This window comes from Pseudomonas violetae, from assembly GCF_023072615.1.
GTDB lineage: Bacteria > Pseudomonadota > Gammaproteobacteria > Pseudomonadales > Pseudomonadaceae > Aquipseudomonas > Aquipseudomonas violetae.
The window spans coordinates 33,868-52,612 of sequence record NZ_JAKNRW010000034.1; the positions used below are offsets into that span (position 1 = coordinate 33,868).

Below are 18,745 nucleotides of genomic sequence, written 5' to 3' on the forward strand. Positions count from 1 at the left end.
CAAGGACTCAGCTCAATATGGAGATGGTCCCCAGGTATTTCAAGGCGCGCGGCAGATTGTCGCAATCCAGGCTGTCCAGCCAGTGTAAATCAGCCCAACTGCGCAACCAGGTGAACTGGCGCTTCGCCAACTGGCGCGTGGCGATGACGCCACGCTCCTGCATCTCGGCTTGCGTCAGCTTGCCATCCAGGTAGTCCCAGACTTGTCGGTAGCCAACTGCACGTATAGACGGCAACCCGGCATGCAGGTCACTTCTCTTACGCAGGGCTACGACCTCGTCAATGAATCCCTGTTCCAACATTAATGTGAATCTTTGTTTAATTCGCTCATGCAGTACTTGGCGATTCGCCGGAGCAATGGCCAAGTTCGCGACAGTATAGGGTAATTGTTGCTGGCCCGAAGCGGCTGCTTCAGTACTTTGCGCAGATTGTTGCAAGCGTAGTGCAGTCATGCTGTGACCGCTCACCCGGTAAACTTCCAATGCTCGACTAAGGCGCTGGGGGTCGTTCGGATGAATACGCGCTGCAGACTCCGGGTCGATGATCGCCAACTGGTCGTGCAGGGCTTGCCAACCCAGTCGCGCAGCCTCTTCCTCGATCTGTGCGCGAACGTCGGCATCAGCCGCTGGCATATCGGCCAGGCCTTCCACCAAAGCCTTGTAATAGAGCATCGTGCCGCCCACCAGCAGCGGGATTTTTCCGCGAGCGGTGATCTCAGCCATGGCCTCCAGAGCGTCACGGCGGAAATCTGCAGCTGAATAGCTCTGGGCCGGATCAAGAATATCGATCAGACGATGCGGGTATTCTGCCAGTAATTCCCTGGAAGGCTTCGCAGTGCCGATGTCCATGCCGCGGTAGACCAACGCCGAATCAACGCTGATCAGTTCGCACGGCAGGACTTTGCTGAGTTCGATGGCCAGGTCGGTCTTGCCGGCGGCGGTCGGCCCCATGAGGAAAATCGCAGGAGGGAGCTGGCTCATCAACGACCGCGCAAGAACAGTTTGTCCAGATCGTCCAGGCCCAACTGGGTCCAGGTCGGTCGGCCATGGTTGCATTGACCGCTGCGCTCGGTGTTTTCCATGTCACGCAGCAGACCGTTCATTTCCGGCAGCGCCAGGCGCCGATTGGCACGGATGGCGCCGTGGCAGGCCATGGTCCCGAGCAATTCATTCAAATGAGCCTGGATGCGGTCACTGGTGCCGTACTCCATCAGGTCCGCCAAGACATCGCTGACCAACCGATTGGCCTCGGCCTGCTTAAGCAAGGCCGGTATTTGCCGGATAGCCAGGGTTTCCGGGCCAAGGCGCTGCAATTCAAAGCCCAGGCGCTGGAACCAGGCGATGTTTTCTTCAGCACAGTCGCCTTCGCGCTCACTTACCGCCAAAGATTCTGGAACCAGCAGCGGCTGCCCACTCAGGCCTTCGCTGGCCATGGCGACTTTCAGGCGTTCGTACATGATCCGCTCGTGCGCGGCGTGCATGTCCACCAGCACCAGGCCCTGGGCGTTTTCGGACAGAATGTAGATGCCTTTAAGCTGCGCCAACGCATAACCCAGCGGCGGGATGTCGTCCTGCCCGGCCGGAAGCGCAACGGCATTGGCTTCTGGCAGCGGCGCAAAAAATTCACGATACGCTGCCTGGGCTTCAGCCGCAGGCACGCCGGACTGAGGGCGCGGCGTGTATTGGTATTGATAACCGGCTCCAGCGCCGGAGCCTGCGGTATTGAACGTCGGTTGCGCCTGAGGCTGCTCCAGCAGCGCATTGGCTGCCAGGCGCATTTCGCCTTGCGGACCGAATTCACCGGCGTCGATACCGCTCGGTCGAACGATGGCGGTTGCCACCGGCGCTGCCAGATGGTCATCCGGGCGCACGTCGCCCAGGGCGCGGTGCAGCGTGCCATAGAGGAAGTCGTGAACCATGCGCCCGTCGCGAAAACGCACTTCGTGCTTTGTCGGGTGCACGTTGACGTCAACGCCGGCAGGGTCGACCTCGAAAAACAGCACGAAGGTCGGGTGCCGGCCATTGAATAGTACGTCGCGATAAGCCTGACGCACGGCGTGAGCGACCAGTTTGTCGCGCACTGCACGGCCGTTCACGAAGAAATACTGCAGGTCGGCCTGGCTGCGATTGAAGGTCGGCAAACCCACCCAACCCCACAGATGCAAGCCGTTGCGCTCGATTTCGATCGGCAGGGCCTGCTCGAGGAAGCCTGCGCCACAAATGGCCGCCACGCGCCGCGCGCGAGCGGCGTCATCATGCGCCTCGTGCAGGCTGAGGATGGTCTTGCCGTTGTGGCGCAGGTGGAATGCCACGTCGAAGCGCGCCAGCGCCAGGCGCTTGATCACTTCCTGCAGATGATCGAATTCGGTTTTTTCGGTCTTGAGAAACTTGCGTCGCGCCGGGGTGTTGAAAAATAGGTCGCGAACTTCTACCGAGGTCCCCACCGGATGCGCCGCAGGCTGCACCCGGGGCGCCATGTCCCGACCTTCGGTCTCGACCTGCCAGGCCTGCTCGGCCTCGCGGGTGCGTGAGGTCAGGGTCAGGCGCGCCACGGAACTGATCGACGCCAGGGCCTCGCCACGGAACCCGAGGCTCATGACCTGCTCGAGGTCTTCCAGATTACGAATCTTGCTGGTGGCGTGGCGGGCCAGGGCGAGCGGCAAGTCATCCGCCGATATCCCGCGGCCATCATCACGCACCCGCAGCAGCTTGATACCGCCCAACTCGACATCAACGTCAATGCGCCTGGCCCCGGAGTCCAGGCTGTTCTCCAGCAATTCCTTGATCACCGAAGCTGGGCGCTCAACTACCTCGCCAGCGGCAATCTGGTTCGCCAGACGCGGGCTGAGCAGCTCGATACGAGCATCGTTGCCGACCACCTGACTCATTCCTTGGCCGCCAGTTCGGTGCCAGGAATCGTCAGGTGTTGCCCGGCCTTGAGATCGTCACTTTTCAAATTGTTCGTGCTGCGCAAGGTGGCCGGGGACACCTGGTAACGCACGGCAATCATCGCCAGAGTCTCGCCTGGGTTGACCCGGTGATCACGTGGCCCCTGGACGATCCCGCCGGAATCACGCAGCCAGGCGATGTAGGAGCCCGGCGGTGGATTCTGCTGGAAGAACTGGCGCACGCCGCTGCTGATGGAGCGGGCCAACGCCTGCTGATGGCTGGCCGCAGCGAGTTTCGAGGCTTCCTTGGCATTGGAGATGAACCCGGTTTCCACCAGGATCGAAGGGATATCAGGGGATTTGAGCACCATGAACCCGGCCTGCTCCACCCGTTGCTTGTGCAGCGGAGTGACGCGACCAATGTTGCTCAGGACTTTCTGGCCCACGTTCAGGCTGGAGGTCAGGGACGCGGTCATCGACAGATCGAGCAGTACACCGGCGAGCATGCGGTCCTTGTCGTCGAGGCTGACGTTGCCGGCTCCCCCGATCAGGTCGGAACGGTTTTCACTATCGGCCAGCCAACGGGCCGTCTCGGAAGTAGCGCCACGATCAGACAGGGCAAATACAGAAGCGCCGAATGCAGCCGCCGATGGGGCCGCGTCGGCATGAATCGAGACAAACAGGTCGGCACCCTTCTTGCGGGCAATTTCGGTTCGGCCGCGCAGCGGGATGAAATAGTCGCCGGTGCGGGTCAGTTCGGCGCGGAAGCCCTTCATGCCATTGACCTGACGCTGCAACTCCCGGGCAATGGCCAACACGACGTCTTTTTCACGTTGGCCACGGGAGCCCGAGGCGCCAGGGTCTTCGCCACCGTGACCGGCATCGATGACCACGATGATGTCGCGTTTGCCAGCTGGGGCCGGCGGCAACTTGACCGGCGGATCGATTGGCGTGACCGGCACCGGGGCCACCTTGGCGACGTTGGTCGGCACGGGAATAGGCGCGGCATCGGCGGCGTCATCGTACAGGTCGACCACCAGGCGATTGCCATATTGGGCGTTCGGCGCCAAGGTAAAGCTCTTCGGGGTGACGGCTTTCTTCAGGTCGATGACCACCCGCAGGTCGGTCGGCGTACGCTGGGCCGAACGCATGGCGGTGATTGGCGTGTTCGCCGAGTTGACATTCAACGGCGCACCAAGCGATGCGCCATTGATATCAATGACCAGTCGATCCGGCGCTGTCAGCGTGAAGACACTGTGCTGCACAGGCCCTGACAGGTCAAAAACCAGCCGTGTGTTATCCGGCGCTCGCCACAAGCGAACGCTGTTGACCTTCGAATCGGCCACAGCGTTGACGGTTACCGCCAAAAGCAACAATCCTACGGCAGCTACCATCGCGCGAAAGCGCATACCTGACCCCATCATTTAATTGGATTCCAATGCCAAAGCGGCACACCAGGACTCGCCACGCGAGCCCCGGGACAAAATTTTCAGCGAACGCCCGCTGGGTTGCGGGCTAATGGTAATGGTCAGGTCGGGCTTTGGCAAAAAGCCTGCACCCTTTTCGGGCCATTCAATAAGACACAAAGCGTCATCTTCGAAATAGTCCCGAATGCCGAGGTACTCCAACTCTTCCGGATCGACCAGCCTGTAGAGGTCAAAATGGAAAGCCCGGACCTCGCCAATCTCGTAAGGCTCTACCAAAGTGAATGTCGGACTTTTTACCGCGCCGACATGCCCCAGTCCCCGAATGATGCCCCGTGACAGCGTGGTCTTGCCCGCCCCCAGATCGCCTTCGAGAAAAATCAGACCATGTCCTCCAGTGGTTCGTGCAATGCGCTCGCCAAATGCGGTCATTGCCTCTTCATCAGCCAGGTACAGGGTTACTTCAGACACGGTGCTTGCTCCTCCAACAACTGACGAATGGCCGGGATCAGATCACTGGCCGCCAGCCCACGGCCCGATTTACCTTCCTGCGCGCCAGCATTGGCATGCAGCCACACCCCCAGGCAGGCTGCGTCATACGCGCCCATGCCTTGGGCCAGCAACGCACCGACCAATCCTGCCAGCACATCGCCCAAGCCGGCGGTGGCCATCGCCGGATGGCCCTGATGACACAACGCCAGACGCCCGTCGGGGCTGGCGATCAAGCTGCCAGCGCCTTTAAGAACGACGACCGCTGTATATTTTTTGCTCAACGCATGGGCTGCAGCAGGGCGGTCCGCCTGAACCTCGTCCGTGGACATGCCCAGCAAACGCGCGGCCTCCCCCGGATGCGGAGTAATAATGCAGCCCTTAGGCAAACTGACATGCGCTTCGGCCAGCAGGTTCAGCGCATCGGCGTCCCAGACTTGCGGCAGCGCTGCATTGGCGGCGGCCGATAACAGGCTCCGCCCCCAGGCTTCCCGTCCCAAGCCGGGACCGACGACCAGCACCGAAACCTTTTCCAGCAGCCCCATCAACTGATTCGCCGAGGAAGTCCCCAGTACCATGGCTTCGGGAATTCTGGCCAGGGCGGCGGGCACATGTTCGGTACGGGTCGCCACGGAGACCATGCCCGCGCCACTGCGCAGCGCGCTTTGCGCACTCAGGAGAATAGCGCCGCCGAAGCCCCGATCACCGCCGATAAGCAACACGTGGCCAAATTTACCTTTATGTGACGCAGGCGCCCTGGGTGCCAGGCGGGGCAAATTCCCAGCGCCCAGGCAGCGAGCAGTGACCGTCGCCCGCTCCAGCAACTGCGGGTCCGCCTGCAGATCGTTGAATATCAACGCGCCCACTTGATCCGCCGCGTCGCCGGTGAACAACCCCAGTTTCAAGCCAATGAATGTGACCGTCAGGTCAGCACGCACGGCACTGCCGAGGACGCGACCGGTATCGGCACACAGGCCTGAAGGAATATCCACCGCGGCCACTGGCAGGTCGCTGGCATTAATGGCGGCGATAGCACTGGCATAGGGCTCACGCACTTCGCCCCTCAGCCCGGTGCCCAGCAAGGCGTCCAGAACAATGCCGCGCAAGCACGAATGCGCCCCCCAGGCTTCGATGACTATCTTTTCGGCAGCGGCTTCTGCATAAGCCCGCGCCGCATCACCCTGCAGGCGCTGGGGATCAGCAACGGCCAATATCCGCACCGACCACCCTGCGCGACGGGCCAGCGCGGCGACCAGATAGCCGTCACCGGCATTGTTACCCTGCCCGGCCAGCACGCTCAGTTCGTTCGCTGCCGGCCATTGGCGCACCAGCGCGCGCCAGGTCGCCCGCGCCGCGCGCTGCATCAATTCGAAGCCTGGCGTGCCTGCTGCAATCAGGTCCGCATCAAGCCCTCGGACTTGCGCGGCGCTGTACAGCGCGTCGGGTAAATTATCTTTAGTGTGCGGCATGCGTCTTCGGGCTCCGATGTCTGGCAGAATTATACGCACCTCAGCTCCGGTTTCTCTCGCCTCATGCCTGCTATTACTACAGACCTCCCCGCCCTGGCCCAATCCATCAAGGACTGGGGCCGCGAGCTGGGCTTTCAGCAAGTCGGCATCAGCGGCCTCGACCTGGCCGAGCATGGGCAGCACCTGGAGCGCTGGCTGGCAGCGGGCTACCACGGCGAAATGGAATACATGGGCGCCCACGGCAGCAAACGCTCACACCCGGAACAACTGGTACCCGGCACCCTTCGAGTGGTTTCCCTGCGCATGGACTACTTGCCGGGAGACACCGAAATGGCCAAGCGCCTGGCGCAACCTGAAAAAGCTTACGTCTCGCGTTATGCGCTGGGCCGCGATTACCACAAATTGATCCGTAAACGTGTGCAACAACTGGCAGAAAAAATTCAGGCGGTCATTGGCCCCTTCGGCTATCGCGCTTTCGTCGACAGCGCTCCGGTGCTGGAGAAAGCGATCGCCGAAAAGGCCGGCCTGGGCTGGATTGGCAAGAACACCCTGGTGTTGAACCGCAAAGCCGGCAGCTACTTCTTTCTCAGCGAGCTGTTCGTCGACCTGCCGCTGCCGGAAGACCCGCCCCACGCCACCGAGCATTGCGGCCGCTGCACTGCTTGCCTGGACATCTGCCCTACCAATGCCTTCGTGGGTCCCTATGTGCTGGATGCCCGCCGCTGCATTTCCTACCTGACCATCGAACTCAAAAGCGCGATTCCCGAAGAACTCCGGCCGCTGATCGGCAATCGGGTGTTCGGCTGCGACGACTGCCAGATGGTCTGTCCATGGAACCGTTTTGCCCGTCCATCGGGCGAAAGCGATTTCAAGCCGCGGCACAATCTGGACAACGCTGAACTGGCCGAGCTGTTCATGTGGGATGAAGAAAAATTTCTCGGCAGCACTGAAGGCTCGCCGCTACGCCGGGCGGGTTATGAGCGTTGGCTGCGCAATCTGGCGGTGGGGCTGGGGAATGCACCGTCGAGTATTCCGGTACTGGAGGCGTTGAAGGCTCGGCGCGAGTATCCGTCGGAGCTGGTGCGCGAACATGTCGAATGGGCCCTCAAGCAACACGGCCTACTGTAGGAACGAGCTCGCTCGCGATGGTCGTCAACGATAACGCTGGGAATCTGACACCCAGCGGCGCCCTCAGGTTTTTCGCGAGCGAGCTCGCTCCTACAGGGGCGTTTCAGTTAACGATAACCGGTGCCCCGCAGACAGGGGCCGCATCAGGCTTCGTCGTTATAGACGAACTTCGGCATTTCCCAGTGGAATCGAATCGCCAGCAAGCGCAGCAGGAACCCGCCAAACAATGTCACCAGGATGGCCTGCTCGCCGGGCATTTGCAGATAAATGCACAGCATGTAGCACCAGGCCGCAGCGAACGAGACGCTGGCGTACAGCTCGCGGCGGAAGATCAGCGGTATATCGTTGCAGAAGATGTCCCGCAGGATGCCACCGAATACGCCGGTGATCACTCCACTGACCGAAGCCACCAGCATGCCATGGCCCATTTCCAGGGCGGTCATGCAGCCGATCAGGGTGAACGCCACCAGCCCCACCGCGTCCAGTACCAGAAACAATGAGCGCAAGTGCCGCATCCAGCGAGCCGCGAAGATGGTGAACATGGCTGCGAACGAGGTCAGCACCAGGTATTCCGGGTGTTTGACCCAGGTCAGCGGGTAATGCCCCAGCAGCACATCGCGCACCGATCCGCCACCCAGGGCCGTGACGCAGGCGATCAGCACCACGCCAAACCAATCCATGCCACGACGCCCGGCAGACAGGGCGCCAGTCATGGCTTCGGCGGTGATGGCAATCAGGTAGAGCATCAGCAACATGGCGGCGGTCCTTGCAGAAAGGCGCGCAGTCTACTCACTTCGCCGAGGCACCAAAAGAGGGCAAGTGCGGCGCAATCCCCTATAGGAGCTGCCACAGGCTGCGATCTCTTGATCTTAAAAAAACAAAGTCAAAAGATCGCAGCCTGCGGCAGCTCCTACACAGGGGACGTAGTCCGCAATCAGAACTTGATGAAGTGCTTGCGATAATGCTGCAGCTCGGCGATGGATTCGCGGATGTCATCCAGGGCCAGATGGGTGCTGCCCTTCTGGAAGCTGTCACGCACCTCGGGCGCCCAGCGCGCGGCCAGTTCCTTGAGCGTCGACACGTCGAGGTTGCGGTAGTGGAAATAGCTTTCCAGGGATTTCATGTGCGTATAGAGGAAGCGACGGTCCTGACAGATGCTGTTCCCACAGATCGGCGACTTGCCTTTGGGCACCCATTTCTCCAGAAATGCGATGGTCTCGGCCTCGGCCTCAGCCATGCTGATACGGCTGTCGCGAACCCGTTGAGTCAGGCCGGAGCCGCCATGTTGACGAGTATTCCACTCGTCCATGCCGGCGAGAATCTCATCGCTGTGGTGGATGGCGATCACCGGACCTTCGGCCAAGGTGTTCAAATCACTGTCGGTGACAATGGTCGCCATCTCGATGATGACGTCGGTATCAGGGTTCAGACCAGTCATTTCCAGGTCGATCCAGATCAAATTCTGCGGGTTTTGCATGTGTCGGCTCCTAGGCAATGCAGCGCAGTTTAGCTTAGAGACGTGACCGGGCGTGCTAAACTCGCGGCCGTTTTACCTAATCGCTGCATTCTTGATACGGAACACCCATGGCCAAACGCCAACTCAATCGTCGTCAAAACTGGCGCATCGAAAAGATTCAGGGCGAGCGCGCTGCCCGCGCCGCCAAACGCGAGTCGTCGGCTGTCGAGGCGCTCGAAGGTGGCGACCTGGGCCCGGAACAGACCGGCCTGGTGATCGCGCACTTCGGTGTGCAGGTCGAAGTCGAGGCGCTCGATGGCGATTTGGCCGGCCAGGTCTTCCGCTGCCACTTGCGAGCCAACCTGCCTGCGCTGGTAACCGGCGACCGGGTGGTCTGGCGTGCCGGCAACCAGGGCATCGGCGTGATCGTCGCGCAGCTGCCGCGCAACACTGAGCTCTGTCGCCCCGACAGCCGTGGCCAGCTCAAGCCGGTGGCGGCCAACGTCGACATGATCGTGATTGTCTTCGCCCCGCTGCCCGAGCCCCACGCCAACCTGATCGATCGTTACCTGGTCGCCGCCGAGCATGCGGGCATCCGTCCGCTGCTGCTGCTCAACAAATTCGACCTTATCGACGAGCAGAACGCCCCGGCGCTGAATGCCCTGCTGGCGGTCTACCGCACCCTGGGTTATCCGGTGCTGGAAGTCTCGGCGCACCACGGCAATGGCATGGAGCAGCTCCAGCAACAACTGGACGGGCGCATCAGCGTGTTCGTCGGCCAGTCTGGCGTTGGCAAGTCCTCGCTGGTCAACAGCTTGCTACCGGAAGTCGACACCCGTGTCGGCCCGCTGTCCGAGCTCTCCGGCCAGGGCACCCACACCACCACCACCGCGCGCCTGTTCCACTTCCCCGGTGGCGGTGAGCTGATCGACTCCCCGGGCATCCGTGAGTTCGGCCTGGGCCACGTCAGCCGTGCCGATGTCGAAGCGGGCTTCATCGAGTTCAACGACCTGATCGGCACCTGCCGCTTCCGCGACTGCAAACACGACCGCGAACCGGGTTGTGCCCTGCTCAAGGCCCTGGAAGATGGCCGCGTGCAGCAGCAACGGATGAACAGCTACCGCTCGATCATCGCCAGCCTGCCGGAAAGCACCTACTAAGCCGCTTTACCCGGAAACAAAAAAACCGCGCTTATCCCGCGGTTTTTTTTGGTTAAGTTTCGCCGTTCCCGATCATTTTCGTGACGTCACGAAAATGATCGGCTCGACGGTTCTGCTCCGCGACGCGACAGGAGGATATGCCGTCTTTGTGGTTCTCGAGCGCCACACTATTTATCCAGCGGGCCGCTCTTAGTCGTCGCCTGATGGTTCACATCGTTCTTTTTAAATGGATATAAGTGCTGACTCAGGATTCCCGACGGGAGTTCTTTGCCGAATATGCCGTAACGAGTTGGCCACTCCTTGGGCGGGAGTTTGAAGGTGCCAAATAGCATGTCTACAATCGGCAGATGAATGGCGTAATTCTTATACATGTAATCTTTGTGTCGAGCGTGATGCCAATGGTGATAACGAGGGAGAACGACTAAATAATTTAGCCAGCCACCGTTGATGCGTATATTTGCGTGAGCCAATACGGCTTGAATGCCTACCAGGATCACATAAGCATTCAACGCATGAGGTGAAAAGCCCAAGAGTATCAGAGGCACCAGCACTGCAGTGCGGGTGAGCAGAATCTCGACAAAGTGAATTCGTGATCCGGCGAGCCAATCCATGTGGGTGCTTGAATGGTGGACCGCGTGAAAGCGCCAAAGCCAAGGCACCACATGGTAAAAGCGGTGTAGCCAATATTGACCGAGATCTGCCACGAATACTGCCAATAGGAACTGTATGGCAACAGGCAGTGTTTGTATGCTGCTTTGAAGATCCGTCGATGCCGCCCAGCCGATCAAAAAGCTTGAGGAAGCGGTGATAAAAATAAGGATGAACTGCACGAGCATATGGCTGACAAAAAAGTAAGACAGGTCCGTCCGCCAATGAGGACGAAGGATATTTTGCTGCGGATCTTTTGAATACAGCTTCTCCAGAGGAATAAAAATCAGGGCGGAAATCAACAAAGCCAGGATGAACCAGTCCAAACCCAGGGAGTAAGGTGTTTCACCAATCGGATTGATGTGTACGTTAGTGCCGCCTAATGATACAGCGAGACCTGACGCTAATACTCCGAAACCCCAAGTCGCTTGCGCTTGTTGAGCAGAATATTAAGGGTACCGAGAGCGAATGACAGCACTAAACCCAACAGCAGCGTTGTGCGGGCAAATTTTTCGTTATAGACATTGCGCAGATGGGCTGTGGTCAACCACTCAGGAAACAGAAAGCAAAATACTGCCATGAGACTAAGAAGTCCGAGCGCCGCACATATGTAACCACTCACCCGCCCCTCTCCCAGCTTGAACGGCGCATGACCATGTCGCCGGATGTAATCTTTGATTTTTTCCATTGTGTACCTTTGATGGATTGAGAAACTGGTTGAGCGCGGCCGTCGGCGCTTAGAGGGCTCAACTGTATGCATTTAGTTGCGCGTAACAAGACTGGCAGGATTAAAAGGATATTTCTTACACGAAGGAGAAATTCTTCCTTCAAAAGTCAGGCATTTCTGTAGGTCTTCTGCACGCCTCTTGTAGGACATTTCTCTTTATCCGCACAGACCTTGTTACCGCGCAGCTGTTGCCTACATTCAAGCCCTCTGCACTCTGAGGGATACTTCATGCAAACCTACCACCTGTTCATCAGCCACTCGTGGAACTACGCCGACAAACACGATCGCCTGGTGGAAATGCTCTCCGCGCACCCGACTTTCACCTTCAAGAATTTCTCGGTGCCACCGCACAACCCGATCATCGGCGCCCTGAACGACCAGCAGCTGGAAGCGGCCATCGAAAACAAAATCCGGCCCTGCTCGGCCGTGCTGATCATGGCTGGCATGTATTCCACTTATAGCAAGTGGATCAACAAGGAGATCGCCATCGCCAAGCGCATGGGCAAGGTCATCATTGCGATCAAGCCGTTCGGCGCCGAGCGCATTTCCACAGTGGTCCGCCAGGCGGCGCATGCGGAGTGCGCGTGGAACACGCTCAGTATCATCAGTGCCATCCGCACTCACACGGCGGACTGAATCATGCGCAAAGGCCTGTTTATCGGCATCAACAATTACCACTATGTGTCCTCGTTGAACGGCTGCAACAACGATGCAATGGCCATGGCATCGGTGCTCAAGACCAATGCCAATGGCGATCCGAACTTCAAGAACGTCGTCCTGACCTCTGCCGAGGACTGTCTGAGCCGCGAGAAGATCGAAAATCAGATTCGCGAATTGTTTTCAGGCGATTGCAATGTAGCCCTGCTGTACTTCGCTGGCCACGGTGCCTACGACCAGGATGCCGATGAAGGCATGCTACTGCCCCAGGACTACAAGACCGGCAAGGACGGGATCCGCATCAGCGATATCCTCAACTGGGCATCCAAAGCCACCAAGATCAAGAACAAGGTGCTGATCCTCGACTGCTGTCAGGCAGGCTCCGCCGGGGAAGTGCGCGCCTTGCGCAGCGAAACCAGCATGGTTGGCGAGGGCATGACCATTCTCACTGCCTGCAAGAAAGAAGAGCCGGCCATGGAGGGCGCCAATCATGGCGTGTTCACTGGCTTGCTGCTCCAGGCCTTGCACGGCGGCGCGGCCAACATCCTGGGGAAAATCACCCCCGGCAGCCTGTATTCTTTCGTCGACAATGCGCTCGACGCCTGGGAGCAGCGCCCGGTGTTCAAGACCAATGTTTCGCAGTTCATTTCACTGCGCGAAGTCTCGCCGCTGATCCCCAAGGAAATCCTGCGCAAGCTGCCCGACTGGTTCGCCGAGGCCGAGTCCGTCTTTGCCCTGGACCCGAGCTACGAACCTACCGAATCCAATTTTAATCCGGCCCATGGCGAAGTCTTCGCCCAACTGCAGAAGTGCAATCGCCACAGCCTGGTCGAGCCGGTTGACGCCGAACACATGTACTACGCCGCCCTCCACTCCAGCGGCTGCCGCCTGACAGCGCTCGGTGCCTATTACCGCGAACTCGCCCTCAAGGGACACTTCTGATGCCCGTATTTATCAGCTACCGCCACGTGGATCGCGTCCATGCGATGACCATCAACACCCGCTTGATCCAGGCAGGCATCAAAACCTATCTGGATGTGCTCGACCCCGAATCCCAGACCACCGAGGACATCACCGAGGTCATTACGCGCAATATCAGCGAATCCACGCACCTCATGGCGATTGTTTCCGAGAGAACGGCACAATCCTGGTGGGTGCCGTTCGAAATCGGCGAAGCGACGATCAGCAATCGGCGTATCTGCTCTTTCAAGACTGGGCCCACGGAGTTGCCGCTGTACCTGGACAAGTGGCCGAAACTGACCAGCGCCAAAGACGTCGACTTTTTCATCGAGGCTTACAAAACCGAAGTGATGCTCAAACGCTCCGCTTCGCTGGAGTCGATTACGGGCAACGCCTCCATCAGCAACTACAGAAAAATTAACGCCGACCGCTTCCACGCTGATCTCAAAAGCAGGATCCGCCGCGGGACCTGAGCCCTGCGTTACAAAAAGGCCGCGATAATCGCGGCTTTTTGGTCTTCAGGGAAATGCTTTTTCCAGCTCTCAGCCCAGCGCCTCCAGGGCGTCACAGGTCAACGCTGAAGTAGGAGCAGGTTCCATCCTCAGCTCTTAACATCAATGTGAGCGTGTATACCGGCAAGAAAATTGTCAGGCAAAAGCACGTTACTCAAAGAGAACCGTTGGTTTCTTTCTTTCAGGTTTATCACAAGCGACCTGAAAAACGGATTTCGCCGAACTCGAATTGACTGGATATCTTCGTATCGAATGAGGTCTTGACGTTCATAGCCAGCAGCCTCATCACAAAAACCAAGTCCTTCCGGGACGATTGAAATGCTAACTTTGTGGTCGCGTTTTGCGAAATTGCAGATAACGAAAAACATTACGCTGATTAAAATTGACAAACCAAATGGCCAACCGGCTAGATAGCTTACTAACGGAAGAATTGGAAAAAATATAAGCATAAACATCGCCGTAGTCACGGCGTAACTTGCAACAGCCCAAGACATAAGCCCAAATCCAACTTTTGCATTCCATACAGCTTTCATTACTACTCCTTGCGCCCCATTAGGTTAAAGCGATTTTAGTTTAGAAAATATTGTGCGGCCCTAGTACACGCACCAGCCATCGGTACTCAAACACTGGCTTTGCGCATGCATTCGAGATCAACAAGCCTTGTCGTGGGACCGCTGGCTTTCAGGCGTTCAGTCACGACTTTTGGCCACAGGTTGCGGGAGCGGCGTTTGGCGAGGCTGTAGGTGAGCTCCTGGATCCGATCCTGCGGGTACAGCATGGGTTCGAATATCAGTTTTGCGACATCGCTAGCGCCTAGGTAATTCTTGCCACCCGCTTCCTTTTTCGCCTGTTTTAACTGCGCCAGAGTGTGCTTGAAGCTGTCGCTCATTTTGGGGCGTACCGCCAGTTGGCTCTTTACGAATGAATCCGACTCACTGTGACTACCGTGCTCGTCGAAATAAGGACCATTGTTCATATAAGAACGGATGTACTCCCAAAAGCCTTTTTGCATCGCCAGTGATTTGCCAAAGGGCGGACCGAGGCTGACCATCAGCGCCGTTTCCGGCTCTTCAAATTTCCACATACGAATTTCCAGTGAAGCGTTTTGCATGCCACCGATTTGGGTGCCAACTAGCTGGAACTCACTGGCTACAGCTGAAATACCATCCCACGGGGCATGGTAAAGATCGCCATCATGATCGAAGTACACTTCGCGAGTGCGGCGGTTAAACAGAATAGGCAGAGGTAAAGGACGAAGGGTTTCCCATAGAAAAGGAACAAGAAAAAAAGCTGCCGACATGATCAGACCCGTAGAAACGCTTTCCCACTTCTCATTAATCATTAACAAAAAAGCCATGCCTAGCCCACCCAATCCAATCCACCCGCCGAGACCTGTAAATTGCCCCCGATCCGAGTCCCCACCTGCTTGCAACGCCAAGTAATGTTCGGTGTGTTCATCGGTAATGAACAACTCCATCGGCTGTTCACCGGTGGATTTGTTCGCTTCAAGAATTGCCGCGGATGCAACACTGAAGTGCGATTGCTCTGGCGTATTCATATCCAAGCTCGCTCCATGATGTTGACCGCCGGCAGCGTCAGTCCTTCTTGTGGGGAATAGATTAATTCGCCTTCGATACGCTGCAGGTCCCGCACACCATTCTCATGGTAAACACGACGGTAAGGGGTGATGCCGCCTCGTAGAGGAATACGAGTGCCGCTATGTGGCGCAAAGTCTTTGCCCGTCCACTCGACTTTTTCTGTCTGCTCAGGATGGTAGCCGAGTGTATCGCCCCAGACCTCCTGCCCTTTGAAGTGAATCATGGCATCTGTCAACGGCATATTTTCTCCGGGAAGATTCAGCATCAGATAGGTGGAGGTGACTTGGCCTTGGTAAGGGTGCATTTCCGCCAGCCGGCGGGCATCAAAACTGATGGGGAACAAGATGGGGTATAGGTTATCCATGGACATGGCATAGCTGTTGGACCAAGTCTCGTCCGGACGGATACCAAAGTGGCTTTTTTTCACCCACTTTTCCAGCCGGGAGTCGGCCGTGTAGAGGCGGGCAATGACCCCGCCGACAATCACGACCGTCAGCCCCAGCAGCTTTACTCCAAGGTGCGGCACTGCATTTAGCCCCTGGGCAATCGTCGCTGCATCTCCAGCTAATACTGCAGCCCGAGCGATTCGCAATGCGCGAAAAGCCTCGACCTGGATTTTGATACTGGCCAGCGAAGCAGCCACTACTGCCAAGTTGGCAGACATAGTGTCGAAGTCACCCGCTTGGTACGCCTCGAAGGCGTCTATCCCATAAAGTACGACGTCGAAGGCAAGGAAAGCACTTTGCGCCAGTGCTGCATTGGCTGCTCGGCCTAACGCTCTGGCTAAAAGCAGACCTGAAGAAATGGACGCGCTTCCGCTCCGGCGAACAGCCGAAACCCAATCAATCTCAGCTACTCGCTGAACTACGGCCGCACCTGCTGCCCCAACACCAATCAACGCCCCAAAACCACCAATCCATTTTTTAGTCGTTTTGCTTTCTACCAATTGATCCATAGCCCAAACAAAATTCACCCCCGCCACCAACGTCACAATCGACTTGATCGGCGCCTTGCTCAGCGCACTTTTCAGATCAAATACACTGCTCAATTCAACACTCGCCGCCAGATTCACCGGCAACGGTGGCAGCTGTGTGCTGGCCGGCACCAAATGCATAAACGGGATACCGTCAGCCACTCCGCTGGCCAGCGGTGTAACACTCAAATGCGCGGGCACTGACTGCCGAGTCCCCATCAAATCGCTGTACCACTCACCCAGCTGACGCGATGTGACGCCCGAGGTCTGGATGCGCTGGTCGCTGCGGGCCAGCGCTGCCGCCATGTACAAACGCCCCGCCGCTCCAGCGCCCTTTTCACCCTGATGCAATTGCAACCCGGCCACCGGGGAAATGGACAGAAATAGGGCCTCAATGCTTGAGGCCGGCTTGTGTTGCTTCAGTTTGTCGGCGGTTTTGTTCAACGCATCGGCATAACCAAAGGCTCTGGCGAGTTTGCTGGCGCCCAGCCTGGTTATCTCGGGCCACATCACTGAAGTCCACAAGGTATTTTATTTCGCCAACACTCAACCGTGACGGCAAGCCAAGCAATACCCAAAGCAACCATGGCTTACCGGCCTTATCGCCCTCCAGACTGAGGGTAATGGCCTCGGCCCCGACACTGGTGCTGGCCGGCCCCAGGCAGGCTTCGGCGAAATGCAATTCCAGCGCCTGACGCGTCATCGACTGAGTGATATCGAAATGGCCGCAAGCGGTGTCCATGCTCGACGGGCCAGGCACTTGCAGGGTGTTGAACCACGCTACCCAGAGCTGGGCCAGATGCCGCGTGTCAGCGGTATAACGCTCATTCTGCATCTCTTGATCTTTCCACGCCCGCTGGAGTTCGTCATAGCGGGTAATGGACGGAAGTTGTGCACTGAGTTGGCGGTCGCCTTCGCTCAGTGACTTGATGACGCTGGCCATCGCCCACTCTTCAGCGTGATGTTCCTGGTAACTGTCGAACGCTTCTTTACGCACACGCATCAGCGCGGCAAGGTCAAGCAGCACGCCCCATGGGTCATCAATGACCGCGAAGGTTTGTTGCTCGCAGGCCTTCATCTGACGCTGCAATTTCAACCAGTCGGGTGCGTGCTCCGTCTCGGGTTCCGTGCTCCAGCCATAGTTCGTTGCCTCGGTGTATTCGCCAATCTGCCTGGCGACGGTGTCGACCTTGCCGCTGAACGGCGCAACACCCGGAACAAAACTGCGCATGATGCGCTGACGCACGGCGGGGTCTTTTCTGGCGGACTGGTATTGCGCCTCACTCCAGCGAACGGGCGACCAGACCAATCCGGCCGGGGCGCCAGCTCTTAACACCAGATGGGGTTTACCCCGAGTGTCGATTACCCTGCCCGCACGCGGGGTTTGGGTGAGCTGAGCTTTTTCGACCTGATACTCCACCAGCTTGGGTGGGCTGCTCTCCCAGACGTAAAGCCAACCGTCGCGCAACAAACGCGAGGTGTAATTGAGCGCATGCTCGGTCAAGTCAGGATGACGAGGCCCCAACTCGGTAAACGAGCCGCTCAACGTCGGCAAGTCGTGGGCCTCTGTATCGACAGCCGCGGTTGGGCCGAGGGCGTATCGCAGGGGCAAAACGGCGGCGAACAGCGGGCAGGTTCCAACGCGGATTTTATTCTGGATACTCATGGTTTCTTCTCCGGGTTGGCTGGAAGGCTCAGTGCATGCAGAAGCGGCTCAGGCAGGGTGATTTGCGCGGCCAGACCTTTATTGGCCGGTGCTGAGTCGAATTCCGGCGCTTCGTTTTCCCAAGCGCGCACTGGCGCGTTGCCATGCCGTAGCCAGACGCTTTCCACACCAAACCAAAAGCCTGCTGGCCATTGCGCTTCGGCCAACCAGGCACGTCGCAGAACCGAGCCATCCGCCAGGCGCAACCACAGCTCTCGCTCGCATTCATCAAATATGCGCAACCGACGTTGCAGGATCGGTAGCCATTGTTGGGCACTCAGTGGAGACGCCAGCCAAACACCGTGTTGCAAGTCAGAGCCCCCCCACCATGCGGCGTAGGCTGTGCTACCCAGTGAGGCATTGAGTAGAAATGGCCCCGCAGCGCCAATCGGCTCGTAGGCGGTCCCCTTGAAAAGCGATTGAGGGGCGTCTGCGCTGTAGTGCTGGTGAAGCCAATCGATAGCGTCCTCATACTGAGCACCGTCAAGCAGAAGCAGGCCTTTGTTCGGGGTGATAGGGATCATGCTTCAGCCCCCTCTGTTAACTGATGTTCCTGGCCGGCATCGCATATCGGACAAATGCCGGAATCGGCCTCACGAAAAACGATGTTCTGTTTGAGCAGGGCTTCCATGGGAAGGGTGTCGATAACCACTGCCTCGGCTGCTTGGGTAACTACTGACAGTGCCGCCTACCCGGGCAGGCCCGCTAGCGGTGAGCCGCCCTCCACGATGGCCACGCTGCTGAAAACCCCACCTGCGTTGATCACGATGTGGTGACCACCCGCCTTGAGCGTCAAGCTCATCCCCCCACCGATCACCACGTTGGGGGCGGTGACGTGGGCCTGCGAACCGGCCTGAATCACCAACGTGCCGCCTGCCGTCGTGCTGCTGTTACCAGCAATGGACATCAGCTCGTTGCCGCCGACCACGGTGTTGCGCACGCCTTGGGTGGTG

Annotated in this window: 19 protein-coding genes and 1 pseudogene; 5 read left to right on the forward strand and 15 right to left on the reverse strand. The window is 58.3% G+C overall.

Features of this window, described 5'->3' with window-relative positions; translation table 11 throughout:
- Positions 1-7: 7 nt before the first annotated feature.
- The 5 genes from miaA to L9059_RS25345 are packed head-to-tail and all read right to left on the reverse strand — an operon-like array spanning position 8 to position 6,268.
- Positions 8-979: a tRNA (adenosine(37)-N6)-dimethylallyltransferase MiaA gene (miaA, locus tag L9059_RS25325; RefSeq protein ID WP_247293589.1), complete on the reverse strand. Its 972-nt coding sequence runs from the start codon at positions 977-979 to the stop codon at positions 8-10.
- Positions 979-2,886: a DNA mismatch repair endonuclease MutL gene (gene mutL, locus L9059_RS25330; protein WP_247293591.1), complete on the reverse strand. Its 1,908-nt coding sequence runs from the start codon at positions 2,884-2,886 to the stop codon at positions 979-981. Before mutL ends, miaA begins: the two co-directional genes overlap by 1 nt.
- The gene (locus tag L9059_RS25335; RefSeq protein ID WP_282615604.1) at positions 2,883-4,310 is read right to left on the reverse strand and encodes an N-acetylmuramoyl-L-alanine amidase; all 1,428 of its coding nucleotides are present in this window, start codon (positions 4,308-4,310) and stop codon (positions 2,883-2,885) included. Before L9059_RS25335 ends, mutL begins: the two co-directional genes overlap by 4 nt.
- Complete coding sequence (gene tsaE, locus L9059_RS25340; RefSeq protein ID WP_247293593.1) at positions 4,311-4,781, reverse strand: tRNA (adenosine(37)-N6)-threonylcarbamoyltransferase complex ATPase subunit type 1 TsaE; 471 nt, start codon at positions 4,779-4,781, stop codon at positions 4,311-4,313. It lies immediately after the preceding gene.
- On the reverse strand, positions 4,769-6,268 hold the full coding sequence (locus tag L9059_RS25345; RefSeq protein ID WP_247293595.1) for an NAD(P)H-hydrate dehydratase: 1,500 nt from the start codon (positions 6,266-6,268) through the stop codon (positions 4,769-4,771). Before L9059_RS25345 ends, tsaE begins: the two co-directional genes overlap by 13 nt.
- A gap of 63 nt (positions 6,269-6,331) precedes the next feature.
- Here L9059_RS25345 and queG point away from each other — a divergent pair, with 63 nt between their 5' ends.
- On the forward strand, positions 6,332-7,396 hold the full coding sequence (gene queG, locus L9059_RS25350) for a tRNA epoxyqueuosine(34) reductase QueG (RefSeq protein ID WP_247293597.1): 1,065 nt from the start codon (positions 6,332-6,334) through the stop codon (positions 7,394-7,396).
- 143 nt (positions 7,397-7,539) lie between these two features.
- Here queG and L9059_RS25355 read toward each other — a convergent pair whose 3' ends face one another.
- Positions 7,540-8,151: a trimeric intracellular cation channel family protein gene (locus L9059_RS25355; protein ID WP_045061844.1), complete on the reverse strand. Its 612-nt coding sequence runs from the start codon at positions 8,149-8,151 to the stop codon at positions 7,540-7,542.
- A gap of 179 nt (positions 8,152-8,330) precedes the next feature.
- Complete coding sequence (gene orn / locus L9059_RS25360) at positions 8,331-8,873, reverse strand: oligoribonuclease (protein WP_045061845.1); 543 nt, start codon at positions 8,871-8,873, stop codon at positions 8,331-8,333.
- 107 nt (positions 8,874-8,980) lie between these two features.
- Between orn and rsgA the strand changes: the two genes are divergently transcribed.
- A complete protein-coding gene (gene rsgA / locus L9059_RS25365; protein WP_045061846.1) occupies positions 8,981-10,012 on the forward strand; it encodes a small ribosomal subunit biogenesis GTPase RsgA in 1,032 nt (343 codons plus the stop codon).
- Positions 10,013-10,179: 167 nt separating this feature from the next.
- Here rsgA and L9059_RS25370 read toward each other — a convergent pair whose 3' ends face one another.
- Positions 10,180-10,986, reverse strand: a complete 807-nt coding sequence (locus L9059_RS25370; protein ID WP_247293599.1) for a sterol desaturase family protein — start codon at positions 10,984-10,986, stop codon at positions 10,180-10,182.
- A gap of 77 nt (positions 10,987-11,063) precedes the next feature.
- Complete coding sequence (locus L9059_RS25375; RefSeq protein ID WP_247293601.1) at positions 11,064-11,348, reverse strand: hypothetical protein; 285 nt, start codon at positions 11,346-11,348, stop codon at positions 11,064-11,066.
- A 267-nt stretch (positions 11,349-11,615) separates the two neighbouring features.
- On the opposite strand from L9059_RS25375, the gene L9059_RS25380 reads away from it, so the two are divergent.
- The 3 genes from L9059_RS25380 to L9059_RS25390 are packed head-to-tail and all read left to right on the forward strand — an operon-like array spanning position 11,616 to position 13,477.
- Positions 11,616-12,023: a TIR domain-containing protein gene (locus L9059_RS25380; RefSeq protein WP_247293602.1), complete on the forward strand. Its 408-nt coding sequence runs from the start codon at positions 11,616-11,618 to the stop codon at positions 12,021-12,023.
- 3 nt (positions 12,024-12,026) lie between these two features.
- A complete protein-coding gene (locus L9059_RS25385) occupies positions 12,027-12,986 on the forward strand; it encodes a caspase family protein (RefSeq protein ID WP_247293603.1) in 960 nt (319 codons plus the stop codon).
- Positions 12,986-13,477 (forward strand): toll/interleukin-1 receptor domain-containing protein, encoded by a 492-nt coding sequence (locus tag L9059_RS25390; protein WP_247293604.1) that lies wholly within the window; start codon positions 12,986-12,988, stop codon positions 13,475-13,477. The genes L9059_RS25385 and L9059_RS25390 overlap by 1 nt, the downstream gene beginning before the upstream one ends.
- 128 nt (positions 13,478-13,605) lie before the next feature.
- On the opposite strand, the gene L9059_RS25395 is transcribed toward L9059_RS25390, so the two are convergent.
- The 6 genes and pseudogenes from L9059_RS25395 to L9059_RS25420 form a co-directional block, all read right to left on the reverse strand.
- A complete protein-coding gene (locus L9059_RS25395; RefSeq protein ID WP_247293605.1) occupies positions 13,606-14,049 on the reverse strand; it encodes a hypothetical protein in 444 nt (147 codons plus the stop codon).
- A gap of 86 nt (positions 14,050-14,135) precedes the next feature.
- Entirely contained in the window at positions 14,136-15,074 is a 939-nt protein-coding gene (locus L9059_RS25400; RefSeq protein WP_247293606.1) for a hypothetical protein, read from the reverse strand.
- Complete coding sequence (locus tag L9059_RS25405; RefSeq protein ID WP_247293607.1) at positions 15,071-16,597, reverse strand: hypothetical protein; 1,527 nt, start codon at positions 16,595-16,597, stop codon at positions 15,071-15,073. The genes L9059_RS25400 and L9059_RS25405 overlap by 4 nt, the downstream gene beginning before the upstream one ends.
- A complete protein-coding gene (locus L9059_RS25410; protein WP_247293608.1) occupies positions 16,479-17,753 on the reverse strand; it encodes a toxin VasX in 1,275 nt (424 codons plus the stop codon). The genes L9059_RS25405 and L9059_RS25410 overlap by 119 nt, the downstream gene beginning before the upstream one ends.
- Positions 17,750-18,316, reverse strand: coding sequence for a DUF4123 domain-containing protein (locus L9059_RS25415; protein WP_247293609.1), 567 nt, complete (start codon positions 18,314-18,316; stop codon positions 17,750-17,752). Before L9059_RS25415 ends, L9059_RS25410 begins: the two co-directional genes overlap by 4 nt.
- A gap of 164 nt (positions 18,317-18,480) precedes the next feature.
- Positions 18,481-18,745 (reverse strand): annotated as a pseudogene (locus L9059_RS25420) (type VI secretion system tip protein VgrG); the annotation flags it as partial.

Bases quoted from the DNA above. Each gene is read 5' to 3' on its own strand.
- orn (WP_045061845.1), bottom strand. From the start codon at position 8,873: ATGCAAAACCCGCAGAATTTGATCTGGATCGACCTGGAAATGACTGGT.
- L9059_RS25400 (WP_247293606.1), bottom strand. From the start codon at position 15,074: ATGAATACGCCAGAGCAATCGCACTTCAGTGTTGCATCCGCGGCAATT.
- mutL (WP_247293591.1), bottom strand. From the start codon at position 2,886: ATGAGTCAGGTGGTCGGCAACGATGCTCGTATCGAGCTGCTCAGCCCG.
- L9059_RS25375 (WP_247293601.1), bottom strand. From the start codon at position 11,348: ATGGAAAAAATCAAAGATTACATCCGGCGACATGGTCATGCGCCGTTC.
- L9059_RS25385 (WP_247293603.1), top strand. From the start codon at position 12,027: ATGCGCAAAGGCCTGTTTATCGGCATCAACAATTACCACTATGTGTCC.
- L9059_RS25410 (WP_247293608.1), bottom strand. From the start codon at position 17,753: ATGAGTATCCAGAATAAAATCCGCGTTGGAACCTGCCCGCTGTTCGCC.
- L9059_RS25415 (WP_247293609.1), bottom strand. From the start codon at position 18,316: ATGATCCCTATCACCCCGAACAAAGGCCTGCTTCTGCTTGACGGTGCT.
- L9059_RS25395 (WP_247293605.1), bottom strand. From the start codon at position 14,049: ATGAAAGCTGTATGGAATGCAAAAGTTGGATTTGGGCTTATGTCTTGG.
- L9059_RS25345 (WP_247293595.1), bottom strand. From the start codon at position 6,268: ATGCCGCACACTAAAGATAATTTACCCGACGCGCTGTACAGCGCCGCG.
- L9059_RS25390 (WP_247293604.1), top strand. From the start codon at position 12,986: ATGCCCGTATTTATCAGCTACCGCCACGTGGATCGCGTCCATGCGATG.
- rsgA (WP_045061846.1), top strand. From the start codon at position 8,981: ATGGCCAAACGCCAACTCAATCGTCGTCAAAACTGGCGCATCGAAAAG.
- queG (WP_247293597.1), top strand. From the start codon at position 6,332: ATGCCTGCTATTACTACAGACCTCCCCGCCCTGGCCCAATCCATCAAG.
- miaA (WP_247293589.1), bottom strand. From the start codon at position 979: ATGAGCCAGCTCCCTCCTGCGATTTTCCTCATGGGGCCGACCGCCGCC.
- L9059_RS25355 (WP_045061844.1), bottom strand. From the start codon at position 8,151: ATGTTGCTGATGCTCTACCTGATTGCCATCACCGCCGAAGCCATGACT.
- L9059_RS25335 (WP_282615604.1), bottom strand. From the start codon at position 4,310: ATGATGGGGTCAGGTATGCGCTTTCGCGCGATGGTAGCTGCCGTAGGA.
- L9059_RS25405 (WP_247293607.1), bottom strand. From the start codon at position 16,597: ATGTGGCCCGAGATAACCAGGCTGGGCGCCAGCAAACTCGCCAGAGCC.
- L9059_RS25380 (WP_247293602.1), top strand. From the start codon at position 11,616: ATGCAAACCTACCACCTGTTCATCAGCCACTCGTGGAACTACGCCGAC.